This window comes from Umezawaea sp., from assembly GCF_036375055.1.
Lineage (GTDB): Bacteria > Actinomycetota > Actinomycetes > Mycobacteriales > Pseudonocardiaceae > Umezawaea.
The window spans coordinates 20275-37270 of sequence record NZ_DASUSQ010000040.1; the positions used below are offsets into that span (position 1 = coordinate 20275).

General features: G+C 71.0%; 14 protein-coding genes and 1 pseudogene. 10 read left to right on the top strand and 5 right to left on the bottom strand.

Features of this window, described 5'->3' with window-relative positions; translation table 11 throughout:
- Positions 1 to 33: 33 nt before the first annotated feature.
- Entirely contained in the window at positions 34 to 1383 is a 1350-nt protein-coding gene (locus VFZ92_RS12580; protein ID WP_414719882.1) for a glycosyltransferase family 87 protein, read from the bottom strand.
- Positions 1384 to 1460: 77 nt separating this feature from the next.
- Positions 1461 to 2231 (bottom strand): deoxyribonuclease IV, encoded by a 771-nt coding sequence (locus VFZ92_RS12585; RefSeq protein WP_330876058.1) that lies wholly within the window; start codon positions 2229 to 2231, stop codon positions 1461 to 1463.
- Between the two features lie 151 nt (positions 2232 to 2382).
- Between VFZ92_RS12585 and VFZ92_RS12590 the strand changes: the two genes are divergently transcribed.
- The 9 genes and pseudogenes from VFZ92_RS12590 to VFZ92_RS12630 all read left to right on the top strand — a co-directional run bounded on the left by VFZ92_RS12590 (position 2383) and on the right by VFZ92_RS12630 (position 9895).
- Positions 2383 to 3390, top strand: coding sequence for a hypothetical protein (locus VFZ92_RS12590; protein ID WP_330876059.1), 1008 nt, complete (start codon positions 2383 to 2385; stop codon positions 3388 to 3390).
- Positions 3391 to 3503: 113 nt separating this feature from the next.
- Positions 3504 to 3848 (top strand): 30S ribosomal protein S6, encoded by a 345-nt coding sequence (gene rpsF, locus VFZ92_RS12595; protein ID WP_330876067.1) that lies wholly within the window; start codon positions 3504 to 3506, stop codon positions 3846 to 3848.
- A 16-nt stretch (positions 3849 to 3864) separates the two neighbouring features.
- The gene (locus tag VFZ92_RS12600) at positions 3865 to 4371 is read left to right on the top strand and encodes a single-stranded DNA-binding protein (protein WP_330876060.1); all 507 of its coding nucleotides are present in this window, start codon (positions 3865 to 3867) and stop codon (positions 4369 to 4371) included.
- A 54-nt stretch (positions 4372 to 4425) separates the two neighbouring features.
- Positions 4426 to 4665 carry a 30S ribosomal protein S18 gene (gene rpsR / locus VFZ92_RS12605; RefSeq protein WP_106184952.1) on the top strand — a complete coding sequence of 80 codons (240 nt, stop codon included), beginning with the start codon at positions 4426 to 4428 and terminating at the stop codon, positions 4663 to 4665.
- Positions 4666 to 4690: 25 nt separating this feature from the next.
- Entirely contained in the window at positions 4691 to 5146 is a 456-nt protein-coding gene (gene rplI, locus VFZ92_RS12610) for a 50S ribosomal protein L9 (RefSeq protein ID WP_330876061.1), read from the top strand.
- 564 nt (positions 5147 to 5710) lie between these two features.
- Positions 5711 to 7687 carry a replicative DNA helicase gene (dnaB, locus tag VFZ92_RS12615; protein WP_414719883.1) on the top strand — a complete coding sequence of 659 codons (1977 nt, stop codon included), beginning with the start codon at positions 5711 to 5713 and terminating at the stop codon, positions 7685 to 7687.
- Positions 7688 to 8138: 451 nt separating this feature from the next.
- Positions 8139 to 8477: pseudogene (locus VFZ92_RS12620) on the top strand (exonuclease domain-containing protein); the annotation flags it as partial.
- Positions 8478 to 8933: a hypothetical protein gene (locus tag VFZ92_RS12625; protein WP_330876069.1), complete on the top strand. Its 456-nt coding sequence runs from the start codon at positions 8478 to 8480 to the stop codon at positions 8931 to 8933.
- 119 nt (positions 8934 to 9052) lie between these two features.
- A complete protein-coding gene (locus VFZ92_RS12630; RefSeq protein ID WP_330876062.1) occupies positions 9053 to 9895 on the top strand; it encodes a sensor domain-containing diguanylate cyclase in 843 nt (280 codons plus the stop codon).
- 73 nt (positions 9896 to 9968) lie between these two features.
- Here the strand turns inward: VFZ92_RS12630 and VFZ92_RS12635 are convergent, their stop codons facing one another.
- The 3 genes from VFZ92_RS12635 to VFZ92_RS12645 form a co-directional block, all read right to left on the bottom strand.
- A complete protein-coding gene (locus VFZ92_RS12635; protein WP_330876063.1) occupies positions 9969 to 12263 on the bottom strand; it encodes a hypothetical protein in 2295 nt (764 codons plus the stop codon).
- Positions 12264 to 12514: 251 nt separating this feature from the next.
- Entirely contained in the window at positions 12515 to 13402 is an 888-nt protein-coding gene (locus VFZ92_RS12640; RefSeq protein ID WP_330876064.1) for a hypothetical protein, read from the bottom strand.
- Between the two features lie 120 nt (positions 13403 to 13522).
- A complete protein-coding gene (locus VFZ92_RS12645) occupies positions 13523 to 15736 on the bottom strand; it encodes a hypothetical protein (protein ID WP_330876065.1) in 2214 nt (737 codons plus the stop codon).
- Between the two features lie 77 nt (positions 15737 to 15813).
- Here VFZ92_RS12645 and VFZ92_RS12650 point away from each other — a divergent pair, with 77 nt between their 5' ends.
- Positions 15814 to 16992, top strand: a complete 1179-nt coding sequence (locus VFZ92_RS12650; RefSeq protein ID WP_330876066.1) for an AI-2E family transporter — start codon at positions 15814 to 15816, stop codon at positions 16990 to 16992.
- Positions 16993 to 16996 lie beyond the last annotated feature (4 nt).

Sequence of the window (16996 nt, forward strand, 5' to 3'; positions counted from 1 at the left end):
TCGGCCCCGGCGGGTGCGCCGGGGCCGAGCGGGTCAGTCCCGCCGTCCGTCGTGGACGGCCGCGTGCTGGTCGAACGCGGCCTCGTCGTCCTCGGTGTCCGTGACCGTGTCGCGGGCCCGCAGGAAGACGTAGAACAGGACCACGAGCAGCGCGGCCCGACCCCAGACGCCGATCACCACGGCCTGCGCGGAGAAGCCGTCGTAGATGCCCGCGGGCTGGCCGAACTCGATCGCGTAGTACCAGCGGAAGATGCCGATCCCCATCGCCAGGTCGGCGGCGAAGTACGCGAACGCCCAGCCGAGCGGGATGCGCATCAGCACGAACATCGGCACCAGCCACAGCGTGTACTGCGGCGAGTGCACCTTGTGCAGCAGCAGGAACCCGCACAGCATCGCGGCGGACACCGGGATCCACGGGTACACGCCGTCGCGCAGGTACCGGCGCCAGCCGATCCAGCAGGCCGCGACGAACGACACCCCCATGCACACCGGCGACAGGACGCTCACCAGCGACTGCATGGCGTCGTCCGACATGAACGGCCGCATGCCCCAGTACCAGATGGAGTTGGTCGTGATGTCGACCCGGCGCTGGCCCTGGAACTCGAACGACGCCAACCAGCCCTTGTAGCCGAAGAGCGCGAACGGCAGGTTGACCAGCACCACGGTGATGATCGACGCCAGCGCGACCCGGACGGCGCCCGCCCAGTCGTACCGCTTGCCCGCGGGCATCTCCCGGCCGCCGCGACCGCCGGTGAGGACGTAGAGCATCAGCGGCAGCACGAACAGCGCCGGGTAGATCTTGAACGCGAACCCGACGCCGAGCAGCACGGACGCGGCGACGGCCCGGTCGATCAGCGGCCGGTCGGCGCCGAGCCCGCCCCAGCCCCGGTGCACCACGTAGACCGCGGCGACGGCGCACAGCACCACCGGCAGGTCCCAGTTGTGGAACGCGTAGAGCACCATGGGCGGTCCGATCGCCCACAGCAGGGCCCGCCACCGCGACAGCTTGCCCAGCAGCCACGCCGTGGCCAGGCCGAACGGCGCCATCAGCAGCGCCGAGAACAGCAGGAACCCGGCGTCGGTGTCGGTGAAGATCGCGCCCGCCCAGATGAGCAGGCCGGTCAGCACCGGGTACTCGACGGTGCCGCCGATCAGCACGCCCTTGGCGTTGATGTCGCCGTGCACGTACGGGAAGACGTGCCGGTCGACGTCGCGGCCGATCCACAGGTGCTGGATGTCGGAGTAGCAGACCTCCTGCTTGTTGCGCTGCTCGTAGTCGGGCTGGCTGCGGCCCCACTGGTCGAACGACGGTCCCGTGCAGCGGTCCTTGTTCGCGAAGCCGATCATCAGCGTGAGCCCGCAGAGCAGCACGAGCACCGCCATCGCGGAGCGCCCGAAGTGGTTGGACCGAGGCCCGTCGACGTGCTCGGGCACAGCGGCCACCACTTCCTGAGCCATGCTCACCGGCCGACGTGCTCGCGCAGGAACGCGATGTCGGCGGCTTGGCCCTCGTCGGGTGTCTCCACCACGGCGGGGGCGTCGGCGGCCGCCAGGACGGCGACCAGCTGTTCGGGCGGGATGGTGCCGGACGCGATGTTCGCGTGCCGGTCACGGGACGACGCGAACTCGTCGCGCGAGCTGTTGAGGTGCACGAGGTCGATCCGGCCGGTGATGGCCTTGACCCGTTCGACGATGCCGACCAGGTCCTCACCGGCGGCGAACGCGTGGCAGGTGTCGAGGCAGAACCCGGCGCCGAAGTCGCCGACCTCGTCCCACAGCCGCTTGAGCGAGTCGAACCGGCGGGCCATGGCGTTGTCGCCACCGGCCGTGTTCTCGATCAGGATCGGCACGTCGAAGCCACCGGACTCGGCCTGGCGCTCGAAGAGCTTGCGCCAGTTCGCGAACCCCTCGGCGGGGTCCTCGCCCTTGGTGACGTGGCCGCCGTGCACGATCAGCCCCTCGGCGCCGACGGCCTTGGCGGCCGTGGCGTGCTGGGCCACCCCCTTGCGGGAGGGGATCCTGATCCGGTTGTTGAGGGACGCCACGTTGAGCACGTACGGCGAATGGACGAACACTGCGATGTCCGAGGCGAGCAGCTCGGCGGCCTGCGGGTGCGGTTTGGGGGCTTTCCAGCCCTGCGGGTCGGCCAGGAAGAACTGGACGACTTCCGCGCCACGGTCCGCCGCGGCGCCGAGCGGGTCGTCGTCGCGGACATGAGCCCCGATGCGCATGACCATGCAGGGTAGTCGGCTTCGGTAATGCGCTGCCGCCCCACCGTCGATACGGGGTTCGGGGGGACTACCGCCGAACAGCCCGTGGACTGCGTCACCACCAGGACCTACGCTCGTTACTTGAAAGTAGGAAACGATGGGGAGGCAGGACATGCGGACCCGACCCACCCGGCTGTTCGGAGCGGCGCTCGTGGCACTCGTGATCGGTGCCCTCGGCGCCGCCGCAGGTCAGGGCACGGCTTCGGCGGCTGAACCGGTGGTCGTGGGCAGCTGCCGGACGACCGTCGAGGGGGCTCCCGGCACGCCGGTGGCGCTGAGCCCCGGCGCCGTGGTCGACCCCGTCGTCAACCTGGTCCGCGCGATCCCGCTGCTCGGCCCGCCCCTCGCGGAGCCGCTGCGCGGGGCGTTCACGGCGCTCCCGCCGATCCCGATCGGCGCGATCCCCACCGGGACCGGTGCCATCACCGGCGGCGAGATCGCCACCAAGGTCGTCGCCGAGCTGGCGAAGATCCCCCTGCTCGGCCCCGTGATCGGCACGCTGGGCGCCTCGGTGCAGCAGACCCTGTCCGCCACCTGCGGGGTGACGGTGAAGGCGGTCAACGCCGTCGTGGCCCCCGTGCAGGACGGCACGGACGCCATCGCCGACGCCTCGGAGCAGGCGGCCGGCCAGCTCCCCGGCGCACCCCAGCCGCAGGTCCCCCCGCCAGGCGGCCAGCCGGGCACCGGTCAGCCCGGCACCGGCACGCCCCCCGGCACCGGGACGGGCACCACGCCCGGCCAGCCCGGTCCCGGCAGCATCTTCAGCCCGGTCGGCGGCGTCGGCCCCGGTGACGTGCCGCTGTACGGCCCGAACGGGCTCGGCGCGAACTTCGGCCGCGTCCCGATGTTCGGCTACGGCTCGCTGCCGTTCGCGACGCCCGGCCTCTTCTCGCCCTCGCCCGGCGTCCGCTACGGCGGCCAGGTGCCCGGCTACACCCCCGGCTACGGGCTGCCGTCCACGGACAGCGGCACCGTGCAGACCGCGGGCCGCGCCCAGGCGCTGCCCGGCACCGGGAAGATGGGCGGCGTCGCCGTTCCCGTGCTGCTCGCGGTGCTCGCGCTCTCGTGCGTGACCGGCGCGCTGGTGCGGACGTGGGTGCTGCGCCGTTCAGCGGCTTGACCCCTGGACCGGACCGCTGCTAGCCGCTGGTAGGCTTCGCAGGTTGCTGACGCGACGACCCTCCTGCCACGGACAGTCCGTGGCCGCGAGTCCACAGGAGGTGAGTGGTCCTCATGCGTCATTACGAAGTGATGGTCATCCTTGACCCCAGTCTCGACGAGCGCACTGTCGCACCGTCGCTGGACAACTTTCTCAACGTCATCCGCACCACTGGCGGGAACGTGGAGAAGGTGGAGGTCTGGGGCAAGCGCCGGTTGAGCTTCGAGATCAACAAGAGCAGCGAGGGCATCTACGCCGTCCTCGACCTGACCTCGACTCCCGACGCGGTGAAGGAACTGGACCGCCAGCTGGGCCTGCAGGAGACCGTGCTGCGGACCAAGGTCATGCGGCGCCACCCCGCCAAGTCCACCAAGGCTTCGGTGAAGGCGGCCAAGAACGCCGCCAAGGCCAAGGTCTGAGGCAGGGGCTCCCGACATGGCTGGCGAGACGACGATCACGGTGGTCGGAAACCTGACCGCCGATCCCGAACTGCGCTTCACCCAGTCCGGCGCCGCGGTGGCGAGCTTCACCGTGGCGTCCACTCCCCGCACGTTCGACAAGGCGTCGGGCGAGTGGAAGGACGGCGACGCGCTGTTCCTGCGGTGCAACGTGTGGCGCCAGGTCGCGGAGAACGTGGCCGAGTCGCTCACCCGTGGTTCGCGTGTGCTCGTGTCCGGACGGCTGCGCCAGCGTTCCTTCGAGACGAAGGAAGGCGAGAAGCGCACCGTCGTGGAGCTTGAGGTCGACGAGATCGGCCCCTCGCTGCGCTACGCGACCGCGAAGGTCAACAAGGTCAGCCGTGGCGGGGGTGAGGGCGGCGGCTTCGGCGGCGGCTCCTCCGCTCCCCGTGGTGGCGGCGCTCCCGCTGACGACCCCTGGGGCTCCGCCCCGGCGGCGAGCAACAGCGGTGGCGGCGGCTTCGCCGACGAGCCCCCCTTCTAGACCGCGCACCGGTCACCCAGACAACCCACACCGCGTTTACCCAGGAGCACACACATGGCCAAGCCGCCTGTGCGCAAGCCCAAGAAGAAGGTCTGCGCCTTCTGCAAGGACAAGAGCGCCACTCAGATCGACTACAAAGACACCACCATGCTGCGGAAGTTCATCTCCGACCGCGGCAAGATCCGCGCGCGCCGCGTGACGGGCAACTGCTCGCAGCACCAGCGCGACGTCGCCATCGCCGTGAAGAACTCGCGCGAGATGGCGCTGCTGCCCTACACCTCGACCGCCCGCTAACTCAGAGAGAGACGGAGCCCAGAACATGAAGCTCATCCTCACTGCTGACGTGAGCGGCCTTGGTGGCCCCGGCGACATCGTCGAGGTCAAGGACGGTTACGGACGCAACTACCTGCTGCCCCGCGGTCTGGCCATCGTGGCCACCAAGGGCGCGGCCAAGCAGGTCGAGGTCATCCGCCGTGCCCAGGAGACGCGCCGCGTGCGCGACCTGGACCACGCCAAGGAGATCAAGGCCGCGCTGGAGAACCTCGGCGCCGTGGCGCTGAAGGCCAAGTCCGCGAAGGGCTCCGGCAAGCTGTTCGGCTCGGTCACCACGTCCGACGTGGTGTCCGCCGTCCGTTCCGCCGGTGGTCCGACGCTGGACAAGCGCGCCATCGAGCTGGCCGGTCACATCAAGACGACCGGCAAGCACGCGGTGACCGTCCGGCTGCACCCGGAGGTCACGGTCTCGCTCTCGGTGGACGTGTCCTCCGCCAGCTGAGCACCGCAGACGCACACCGACAGCGCCGTTCGCCCGGTTCGCCGGGCGGGCGGCGCTGTCGCTCGTTCGTCGTAGTCGCGGCGTAGCCGACGGCCTGTGGACAGACCGCTGTGACAGGCACCCCGCGACACGCCGAAAAGCGAGTTACACGCGACACGCCGCACCAGTGACCCACAACTTTTTCCACAAGTTGTACACAGCCTCTGAGCTGCGGCTTTTTCTGTCACACACCAAGTTGTACACAGGTTGTCCCCACCTTCTCGGCCCGGTGTGGCCAGTTGGCGCCGGTCATCCACAACTTGTCCACCGACTTGTCCACAGGCAGGTTTGCCTACTCCAGTCGGGTGGCTCTAGCGTCCGGGACACGTCCCCCGGTGCTCGCTGTGAGTTGCAGCCCGTGCTGCGAAGAATTGTCGGTGCCTCGGGGTACAACGGACGTCGGACAGCTCGATGCGTGGAGGTGAGGGCGCGGTGGCGCTGGTGGACGACCGAGGGATGGCCGAACCCAGCTTCGAACGGCAGCCCCCGCAGGACCTGGCCGCGGAGCAGTCGGTCCTCGGCGGCATGCTGCTGAGCAAGGACGCCATCGCCGACGTCATCGAGGCGCTCGCGCCGACGGACTTCTACCGTCCCGCGCACCAGGCCGTGTACGACTGCATCCTCGACCTGTACGGCCGCGGCGAGCCCGCCGACCCGATCACCGTGTCCGCCGAGCTGGAGCGCAGGGGCGAGCTGCTGCGCGTCGGCGGCGCCCCGTACCTGCACACGCTGATCGCGACCGTGCCGACGGCGGCCAACGCCGGGTACTACGCGGAGATCGTGGCCGAGAAGGCCGTGCTGCGCAGGCTCGTGGAGGCAGGCACGCGGATCGTGCAGCTCGGCTACAACGGTGCCGAGGGCGCCGACGTGGACGAGGTCGTCGACCGGGCCCAGGCCGCCATCTACGAGGTGACCGACCGGCGCACGACCGAGGACTACGTGGTCCTCGAAGACCTGCTCCAGCCGACCATGGACGAGATCGACGCCATCGCCTCGCGCGGCGGCAACTCCAGCGGCATCCCGACGGGGTTCGCCGACCTCGACGAGCTGACCAACGGCCTGCACCCCGGCCAGATGATCATCGTCGCGGCCCGGCCCGGTGTCGGCAAGGCGCTGGCGCTCGACACCCCGCTGCCCACGCCGACCGGCTGGACGACCATGGGCGAGGTGCGCGTCGGCGAGCGGCTGATGGGGGCCGACGGCAGGCCGACCAGGGTCGTCGCGGCGACCGAGGTGCTGGTCGACCGCCCGTGCTTCGACGTGGAGTTCAGCGACGGCACCGTGATCACGGCCGACGCGCGGCACCAGTGGCTGACCGAGTCGTGCAGCGCCACCGGCGGGTTCTGGGCGATCCGCACCACCGAGCAGCTCCACCGCAGCAGCGCGCGGCACTCCGTGCGGCTCGCGTCCGGCTGGAACCTGCCCCACGCACCGCTGCCCCTGCCGCCCCGCACGCTCGGCGCGTTCCTCGCGGGCGCGGGCGAGCTGGCGTTCGCGGCGTCGGACCTGACCGACGACGAGGTGCGCACCGCCAAGGAACTCGGTCTGGCGGACGAGCCCCACATCCCCGTCGAGTACCTGCGGGCCAGCCGGGCGCAGCGGCAGGAGCTGCTGGACGCGCTGCTGGTCGGTGGATCGCTGGGGACGCGGTTCGTGCGGCTGTCGCGCGACATCGCCGAACTCCTCCGCACGCTGGGCGGCGACCGCGTCGACGTCGTCGCCGTGCGCCCGGTGGCCTCCGTTCCCGTGCGGTGCGTGGAGGTCGACAACCACGACCACATGTACCTCGCCGGGCCGACCATGATCCCGACGCACAACTCCACCCTGGGCCTCGACTTCGCCAGGTCGTGCTCGATCAAGCACGGCCTCACCAGCGCCATCTTCTCGCTCGAGATGAGCCGCACCGAGATCGTCATGCGCATGCTCTCCGCCGAGGCCAAGATCCGCCTCGGCGACATGCGCGGTGGTCGGATGAGCGACGACGACTGGACCAGGCTGGCGCGGCGGATGAGCGAGATCAGCGAAGCCCCGATCTTCGTGGACGACTCGCCCAACCTGACCATGATGGAGATCCGCGCCAAGGCGCGGCGGCTGAAGCAGCGCCACGACCTGAAGCTGGTCGTGGTGGACTACCTCCAGCTGATGTCGTCGGGCAAGCGCACCGAGTCGCGGCAGCAGGAGGTGTCGGAGTTCTCCCGAAACCTCAAGCTCATCGCCAAGGAGCTGGAGGTGCCGGTGATCGCGATCAGCCAGCTGAACCGCGGTCCCGAGCAGAGGACCGACAAGAAGCCGATGCTGTCGGACCTCCGCGAGTCCGGCTCCCTGGAGCAGGACGCGGACATGGTCATCATGATCAACCGCCCGGACGCCTGGGAACGGGACGACCCCCGTGCCGGTGAGGCCGACCTGATCATCGCCAAGCACCGTGCTGGTCCTACGGCGACGATCGTCGTGGCGCACCAGCTGCACTACAGCCGGTTCACGGATCTGGCGCACACGTAGGGGTTGTGGGTTGCCGCTGCCGGGGTGGTCGGTGGCCGGCGGTCCTCAAGATGATCGGGTGGCTGCTGGACGTGAGGGCTCGGCGCGCTGCCGGTTCCCGAGGCCCGGCGCGCTGCCGGTTCCCGAGGTCGGGGTGCTGCCGGTTCCCGAGGGTCGGCGTGCTGCCAGTCCCAGAGGATCCGGTCGCCGCCAGTCCCGAGTCGGGTGGCCGATGTGACTCGGGGAACCCTCGATTTGTCCCTGTGATCGGGCTCAAGGGCAGGTGCTGTCACCCTGCCCGATCCACCGCGAATTCCCCTGGCACATCGACCTCGGTGCGGGGAAAAGCCCTTGGCCCGCCTCGTGTTGGGCCCTAGTAGATTCCGTTGTTGTGGCGGGTGTTGGTTATGCGGTTGTCGATGCTGAGACGACCGGGTTTTCTGCTTCTGGGGATCGGATCGTCGAGGTCGCCGTGGTGCAGCTCGATGAAGATGGGGTTGTCACTGGCGAGTGGTGTTCGCTGGTCAATCCTGGGCGGGATCTCGGGCCCCAGCACGTTCACCGGATCAGTGCGGCTGAGGTGTGGCACGCGCCCTCGTTCGCCGCTGTCGGTGGGGTGTTGGCCGAGCAGTTGCGCGGGCGCGTGCTGGTGGCGCACAACCTGAGTTTCGACTCGCGGTTCCTGGCCGCCGAGTTCGGGCGGTTGGGTGTGGAGTGGCCTGTTCCGGGGCTTTGCACGATGCGGTTGGCGGCGGAGTACCTGCCCCACCGTTCTGGGCGGTCGTTGCGGGCTTGCTGTGACGCTGCCGGGGTGTCGCTGGTGGACGCGCACTCGGCGTTGTTCGACGCGCACGCGGCGGCGGGGTTGTTCTCGGGGTACCTGCGGTCGGCTGGTCGGCCCCTGCCTTGGCAGGAGCTGCTCGACTCGGCCCCGGACCTGCCGTGGCCGTCGTTCGGGTCCACTTCGGTGCGTCCGGTTCGGCGGGGTGAGGTGGTGGCTGCCCCGGTCGTCCGGGCACCGGTCTCGCTGGTTCGCGGGGACACCGTGGTCTTCACGGGGCAGATGTCGGACCCGCGGGACGTGTGGGTGGACCGGGCGTCGGCCGCTGGGCTCCGGGTCATCCAGGGGTACGTCACGAAGGCGACCCGCGTGCTGGTCGCCGCCGATCCGTTCACGCTGTCCAGCAAGGCGCGCCGGGCGCGGGCCTACGAGGTGCCGATCGTGTCCGAACACGACTTCGGGTCGATGATCGCCCGGTTGGTCTAGCCGGTCGCGGGGTCGAAAGATCACCGAACCGGGTGTCATCAGGCCTATTGAAATGGCCGCTACCTGCGTGGAAGCTCTTCACGAACAGGCCGTGGCAGCCAGCGGGAGGTACGAGCCTCATGCGTACCGTGCAGACAGCCCTCACCCGAACGGTGTGGGACGAACTGATCGCCGAGTTACCTGTCGGCGTCGTGCTGATGGACGCGCACGGGGACGTGCTGGCGGGCAACCGGTTGGCGGCCGACCTGCTGGGGTTGCGGTCCGAGGAGCTGCTGTCCGGGCGTCGGCCGCTGGGGTGGTCCGTGCGGGACGATTCCGGCGCCCGGCTGCCGAACCGGGGTGAGATCGCGGCGCAGGTGTTGAGGACCGGGGCCGTGCTGACGTTGCCGGTGGTGGTCGTCCGGGCCGGGTGGCCGCACGTGCAGGTGTGGGTCGAGTGCCACCCGCTCGCGGTGCGGGGAGCTCCGCGGGTGGTGGTCTTCCTCCAACCGGTGCACACGGACGTGCCGCACTCGCGCGGTCTGCTGGACCCGTTGACCGGGCTGCCGGGGCGGGCGCTGCTGCACGACCGGCTGGACCAGGCGCTGGTGCGGGCCCGGACGCACGGGACGGTGGTGACGCTCGTGCTGGTCGACGTGCACCACCTGGCCGGGGTGAACGAGGAGCACGGCTTCGCCCGCGGCGACGAACTGCTGACCGTGATCGGCGGCAGGCTGCGGGAGGGCCTGCGCGAGGACTACACGGTCGCCCGGTACGGCGGTGACGAGTTCGCCGTCGTCGCCGAGCACAGCTGCGGATCGGGGGAGGCCGTCGCGGAACGCGTGCGCGAACTGGCCGGACGGGCCGTGCGCCTGGCCCACACCCGCATCCGACCCGGTGTCCGGGTCTGCTGGGTGACCAGCGACGGCGCCGCCCCGGTGTACTCCGTCATCACCCACGTGGAAGACCTGCTGCGCGGGTAGGGACACGGGCCGGGCCCCCGACGCTGGTGCGTCGGGGGCCCGGATCCCTCAGGTGGGGCGGAGGTTCAGCCGATCACTTGATGCGCTCGAACTGGATCGTGTCCTCCAGCGAACCGAACATCGTCCTGGTGTCCAGACCGGCCAGGGCCGGGGCGGGGTGGGAACGCCCGGCGCGGGACGGGAGGGCCGGGACGTCCACGTAGCTGCTCGTCGGGTTGAGCTTGATGTCGCTCAGCGGGACGCCGTCGGCCATCGCGCGCGGCTGCGAGACCGGCAGCACCGGCAGGACGGCGGGTGCGGACGGCGCCGACACCGGCAGCGTGGGCAGCGAGGTCAGGTTGCGACCGGTGCCCAGCGGAACCAGGCTCTTGACGACCGGCGCGGCGCCGAAGCCCGCGTCACCACCGGCGGGCAGCGAACCGCTGAAGGAACGCTCCTCGGTCAGGTTGACGTGCTGGTGCGGGACGGGGAGCGGAGCGCTCGCCACGGTGTCGGACAAGGTGTTCACCGCTCGCTCGGCCTGGCCCGCGGTGTCGGAGCCCGACGTGTCGGAGACCTTGTCGAAGTAGCTGCCCTTCGGCAGGGTCATCTTCGACAGGCCCGCGGCGTCGGTGCCGCGGTCGACCGCGTACTGGGGGTGGACGGGCAGGCGCTCGTCGGTCATCGCGACACCGCCGCCGTTGACCTCGGGGCCGACGGGCAGGGACACGTCCGCGGTGTTCACGGTGTGCACGCCGTCGGCGACCTGCTGGGCGGACTGGCGGACCGGGACGGGCGCGCCGCCCAGCGACGGGGTGTTGTCGAACGGACGCGCCTCGGGGAGCTGCGGCTCGGGGATGCGGGGCACCTCGAACGCGGTCAGGTTGGGCACCTCGGTCGACGTGAGCAGGCTGTCGATGCTCTTCGGGATCTGCACGCCGCGCGCCAGGTTCGCCGCCTCGGTCTCCTCGGCGGAGAGCTGGACGGCGTCGACGGGCGAGGTGCGGAGGGCGTCGCCGACCACGTCGGCGGGCACCAGAACCCCACCGCGCATCGCGGTGTGGGGGATCACGAAGGTGGGGAGCTCGGGCACCTCCGCGTCCTGGAGGTTCCGAGGAGCCAGCGTGTCGCGCTGGATCGGCAACCTGTTCAGACCGCTCAGGCCGGGCAGCTCGGTCGACGTGAGCAGGCTGTCGATGCTCTTCGGGATCTGGACGCCGCGCGCCAGGTTCGCCGCCTCGGTCTCCTCGGCGGTGAGCTGGGGAGCCTTGGTGTAGACGTTGCTGAGCGCGCTGCCCAGGACCTCGTCGGAGACGTCGTAGGACCGCACGGTCGACTCCGCCGACAGCGGGACTTCCTGCGTGGTGACGCCACCGCTGACGGCGGGGGTCTCGGCCGCCGCCCCGTCGAGCGGCGTGCCGTCCGACCGGGTGCCGCCGAGGTCGCCGGTGTCGCCGTTCGCCGTCGCGGTCACGGCCTCGCCGATGACCTCGACCGGTCCGGCGAGAGGGGTGGTCTCGGCCAGGTCCGGCACGGCGGCCCGCTCGTCGGCGATCGAGCCGTACTCGCCGATCGGCTCGCCGAAGACCTCGACGGTCCACGCCTCCGGGACCGTCAGCACGTCGTCCTGGTCGTCGTGGGACGTGGAGTCCAGCGCGGAGTCGACGTTGGAGAAGCCGTTGTCGGCCCCGATGGTCGCGTTGTCGAAGCCCTGGTGGACGGGGTCCGAGGCCGGCACGTCGACGAGGCTGCCCGAGATGGAACCCAGGTGGCCGGTCGTTTCGGACAGTCCTCCGTCGACCAGTGCGGTGTCGTTGATCGGGTTGCCCACGTGCCCCGCCGCGTCGTCGATGGTCTGAGCCGCGACGGCGTCGGCGCCGAGCGGCACCTCGTCGCTCCTGGTGTCCGCGACGGCGATCACGTCGTCGCCGTGCTCGGCCAGCGCCGGTGCGACCACCGACGTGGCGATCTGCTCACCGGGGACGGGCAGTCCCACGGGTACGCCCGCCAGGTGGCCCAGCAGGGTCGATTCCTCCGCCGGTGCCTGCTGCGCGAGGGCGATGGGGGCACCGCTGGTCTCGGTCCACGTCTGCTCACCGGTCCACGTCTGGTCGCCGGTGTACGGGCTCGCGTACGGGGTGGCCGGGGTGCTGCGGGTGGTGTGGTTCGCGTCGGCGCGCTCAGCGGAGTTCCGGATCAGCGGGTTGGTGCTGGTGGTCCGGGCCGAGGGTGCATCGCGGTTGAACTCGGCGGCTTCGTTCTGGCCCTCGGCGGCGCCGAACGCGGTGTGCGCGATGTCGATCGGCACCTGGATGCCGCCGTCGATGGTCGACGGAGGAGCGTCGGGGTTGACGTTCTCCTGGGCAGAAGCGATGCCCGTTCCGAGCATCAGCAAACCACCAGTCACAAGCGCGGACTGGATTCCGCGCTTTGCCCAGGTCTGCATTGAGACTCCTTTTTCCTTTGTTTCCCTTGCGGGGGATGTGGCGGATGGCCGGACGCGAGGCGTCGGGGACGGACCACCCGGATCGAGGACGGCTGGGCGCGCGGTGTCTCGACCAACAAAGGAGCGCAGAACAAGAGCGCGCCGGTCGAGTACCCAGGGCAGCGTTGGAAGCTGCCTAGGACCGCGCGCTCAGATCAGTCAGGGGTGCTGCCGGGCTGCTTTCCCGGGAGCACGGAGATCCGCTCGGTGGTGGGCTTGAGCGCCCGAGCCACAGCGGAGTTGTAGGCGTTGACGAACGCGGCCTGTGCTGCCGAGTTCTGGCTGCCAGCCGAACCGGAACCGTCGCCACCGCACGAGCAGTGAACCGGCACGTTGACCGGCGGAACGAACGGGACGAACGGCACCGGAGACCGGTCTCCGGGGAAATCGGGGCGCGACTCGTCGCCCTGCGCCGGGCGCGGGGGGACGGGCTGCTGCGCCCACTGGTCGCCGAAGCGCGAGAAGGGCGTGACCGGGGCTTCCACGACGGGCGCGTCGACCGGAACCGGTTCGACGCTGGTGCCGATCGGGGCGGCCTGCACGGGCACGGCGTTCACGGCCTGGCCGACCGGGAGCAGCGCGTCGGGGTCGATGACCTCGCCCAGACGCGGCTCCAACCAGGAACCCACCTCGTCGACGCTGCCGCGGAGCTTGCCCGCGACCTCCTCGATCTGCGGGGTGGTGGCAGCGCGCACCTTCTCCTGCTCTGCGCGCAACACCTGATCGATCCCAGCCACGGTCCGGGTGACCGGAGCGACGACCGGAGCTGCCGCGGTGGTCGCCTGGGCGGGCAGCACCTCGTTGACCGAGTGCTGCACCACCCCTGCGGAAACCGCCACCACGCCGGACTCCGGCGCCTCGGCGGCGGCCGTTGCCGTGGAGAGGACCCAGGCGGTGGCAGTGCCTGCCACCGCGCCGCCGAGGACCAGGAGAACGCGGCCGAGGGCACGCCGAACACGGCGCGCCCCCATCCCCGCTCGCTGGTCCGCAGCAGACAACCTGGGTACCTCCACCTTGACTGGGACGTCGACCGCAGTGGACAAGCCGACGTCGTGAGCCTGCCAGGAAGGACCGGAGGACCGCACGCCCCAGCGTGATGATTCGTCACATCGTGTGACGATCACCGCGTCGGATCGCCGGTGACCTCGGACGTTCGCCGCGGGTCAGATCCGCTTGAGCACCCTGGCCGCGCCCGCGGCGGCCGTCGACGCGAGGATCCAGCCGACCGCGATCAGCACGCTGGAGATCCACTGGGACGCGCCCGTGAACTGCCACTTCCCGTCCTGGCCGAGGTCGACGATGGGGATCAGCAGGTCCATCGACAGCAGCCAGGCGTTCCACACCGGGTCCTCGTCGGAGTTGAGCCTGACCATCTCGTGCCACTGGAACCAGAGCGAGCCGCCGAGCCAGAAGACCAGCAGCCACGCGATGGCCAGCCACGGCCGGAAGCCGTAGCCGACGGTCCACCGCTGGAGGAAGCCCCAGACCCGTCCGGCCCACCCCAGCTCGGAGTAGCGCCGGTGCTGCTTCTCCAGCTGGACGTGCTGCGCCAGCTCCTCCTCGCCGCCGTCCCGGTAGACCGCGGCCAGCTGCTCGTACGGGCCGGGCGCGAAGTCCGGCTGCACCTCCCGCAGCCACCGCAGCCGGGTGCGCACGTCCACGTCCGGCGACGCGGAGATCGAGTCGAAGCTGAAGTCCTCCACGTCGACGCCGCCGGTCGCCGCCCACAGCCCCGGCCCGTCCGACACCGACGTCGCCCTGACCCTGGTCAGCACCACCCGGCCCACCGGGACCTGCTCGTCGGACAGCCGCAGCACCAGCTGGTGCACCTGGAGGCCGTACGCGTTGAGCGCGATGTCGCTGCCCGGCCCGCCGAGGTCGGCCCCCGCGAACGTCGCCATCTTGCTGACCTCGGCCAGCCGGATCCGCACACCGCCGACCGCCTGGAAGCCGAAGCTGCACAGGAGGTCCTTGCCGATGGTGGAGACGCGGGCGTCCAGCGACGGCTTCACCGTGCCGTCGGCGCGGCGGCGCGGGTGGGTGAGCTTCGCGCCGGAGCAGTCGAGCGTGGAGCCGATGTGCGCGTTCTGCAACCGCACGGAGCCCTTGGCCCGCAGGTCGCGCAGGAACAGGGTGCCGCCGACGCGGAGCCGGTCGGCGAACAGGACGTCGATGCCCGGCCCGTTGAGCTGCACGCCGGACAGGCTCATGCTGCCGCGCACGTGCGCGTCGACCAGCCGCACCTGGCCGTAGGCGCGCAGCGCCGACTCGTGCGCGCCGTCGCCCGCGAACCCGCCGTTGACCGCGCCGCGGGCCTCGACGTCGCCGCGCACCTGGATGCCGTCGGCGTGCAGCGCGACCGGGATGCGGTGCACGACGACACCGGTCAGGTGCTCCAGCTCCTCCAGCACGTCCGGCTGGCCGATCACCGCGCCGGACATGCGGAGGTAGCCGCCGATGTCGGCGTTCGGCAGCCGGACCGCGCCGGACGAGGTGAACCCGTCGTCCAGCTCGACGTTGCCCTCGACCCTGATCCGGTCCGCGACGAGGGCCGCGGTCTCGTCGGCCGTGCCGCGCGGGATCACCAGCACCGGCCGGTCGTCGGTCACGGTCGACCGCAGCCGCGCGCCGGAGAAGATCGCGTCACCGCCGACGCGGGCGCCGTCGAGCAGCACCCGGCCCTCCGCGGTGAACCGGCCGCCCTCGGCGTCGCAGAACAGGTTGCCCGCGATCACGATGCCGGTGGCCTCCAGCGCGTCCTGCGCGGGGTTCACCAGCCGGGCGCCGCCGAGGTGCACGCTGCCGCCGACGTTCGCGCCGCGCAGCCGCACCTCGCCGTGCGCGCGCAGGGCGATGGCCTGGATCGAGCCGGACACGCGGATGCGCGCGGCGAGCAGCGCGTGATCTCCGCGACTGCGCAGCACCGCGCCCGCGAGGCGCAGCGTGCCCTCGACGGTCGCGTCGGTCAGGTCGACCACGCCGTCGCTGGTGAACCCGGCCTCCAGCACGAGGTCGCTGGCGACGTGCAGGTTGCGCCCCCACAGACCGGGCACGCGGCAGCCGCGCATCCGCAGGCCGACGAGGTGGGCCATGCGCAGGTCCGGTGGCTGCTCGAACGCGCATTCCCGCAGGTCGATCACTGTGTGGAGCCGCGATCCCTCCAGCGCGAACGGGCCGACGACGTTCGCCCCGGTGAGCCGCAGCGCGGGCACACCGGACCTCGGGAGGCGGTGCACGCCGTTGAGCAGGTCGGTCAGCACGGTCCCGCGGACGGTGCGCTCGGCCCGGTCCTTGCGGCCCGCTCCGAGGTCGATCGGTGCCCCCGCCGCGTACGCCGAGCAGATCCGGCGCTCCACCTCGGTCAACTCGTGGTCCATCGCCCTCCCCCGTGAAGCTCGATCTGATCACCTCGACCACGGTGCTGACCAGGGGTGCGCGGGATACGGTGACCAGCGTGACTGCACCGGAATCGGAGATCAGCAACCGCGTCCCGAGGCTGCTGCGCGTCAGCGCCGCGTTGAGCTGGCGGTTCGTCGCCGTGGTCGCGGCCCTCTACGTGGTCGCGAACGTGGTGTCGTTCCTGGCGACCATCGTGATCCCGGTGGCCATCGCCCTGCTGCTGGCGGCCCTGCTGTCACCCGTGGTGTCGAGCCTGGTCCAGGTGCGCGTGCCGCGCGGCCTGGCGGCGGGTCTCGTGCTGATCGGCGGCATCGCCGTGGTCGGCGGCGTGCTGACGTTCGTCATCACCGAGTTCTCCAAGGGCCTTCCGGACCTCCAGACCCAGGTCTCCGCCAGCCTCGACACGATCCGCGGCTGGCTGCGGGACGGGCCGCTGCACCTGAGCGACGTGCAGCTCCAGCAGTACCTGGACAACGCGCTCAACACGATCAAGGAGAACCAGTCCGAGATCACCTCGGGCGCCCTCACCACCGCGGCCACCGTGGGCGAACTGCTGACCGGCCTGCTGCTGGCGCTGTTCACCCTCATCTTCTTCCTGCACGACGGCGACGGCATCTGGCGCTTCTGCGTGCGCGCGGTCCCGGAGGACGTCCGCGCACGGGCCGACGTGGCGGGCAGGCGCGGCTTCGCCTCGCTGGTCAGCTACGTCCGCGCCACCGCGGCGGTGGCGGTCGTCGACGCGGTCGGCGTGGGCATCGGCCTGTGGATCGTCGGCGTACCGCTGGTGGTCCCGCTCTCGGCACTGGTCTTCCTCGGCGCCTTCATCCCGATCATCGGCGCCGTGATCACCGGCGCGGTGGCCGTGCTGATCGCCCTGGTGGCCAACGGTCCGGTGGCGGCACTGGTCGTCTTCGCCGTGCTGATCGGCGTGATGCAGCTGGAGAGCCACGTCCTGCAACCGCTGCTGCTGGGCCGCGCGGTGAAGCTGCACCCGCTGGCGGTCGTCCTGGCGATCACCGCGGGCTTGGTCGTGGGAGGCATCGCGGGCGCACTGCTGGCGGTCCCCCTGCTGGCGGTGCTGAACTCCGGCATCCGCTCGCTGCTGTCGGACTCGGACGCAACGGTCGACCCGGCGGAGGTGGACGTCCACGCCCCGCAGGACAGCGGCCCCGAGGACGGCTCGGGCGACCGGGTGGACGACTTGGAGGAGGAGATCAAGAAGCTGGGGGACTAGGTCG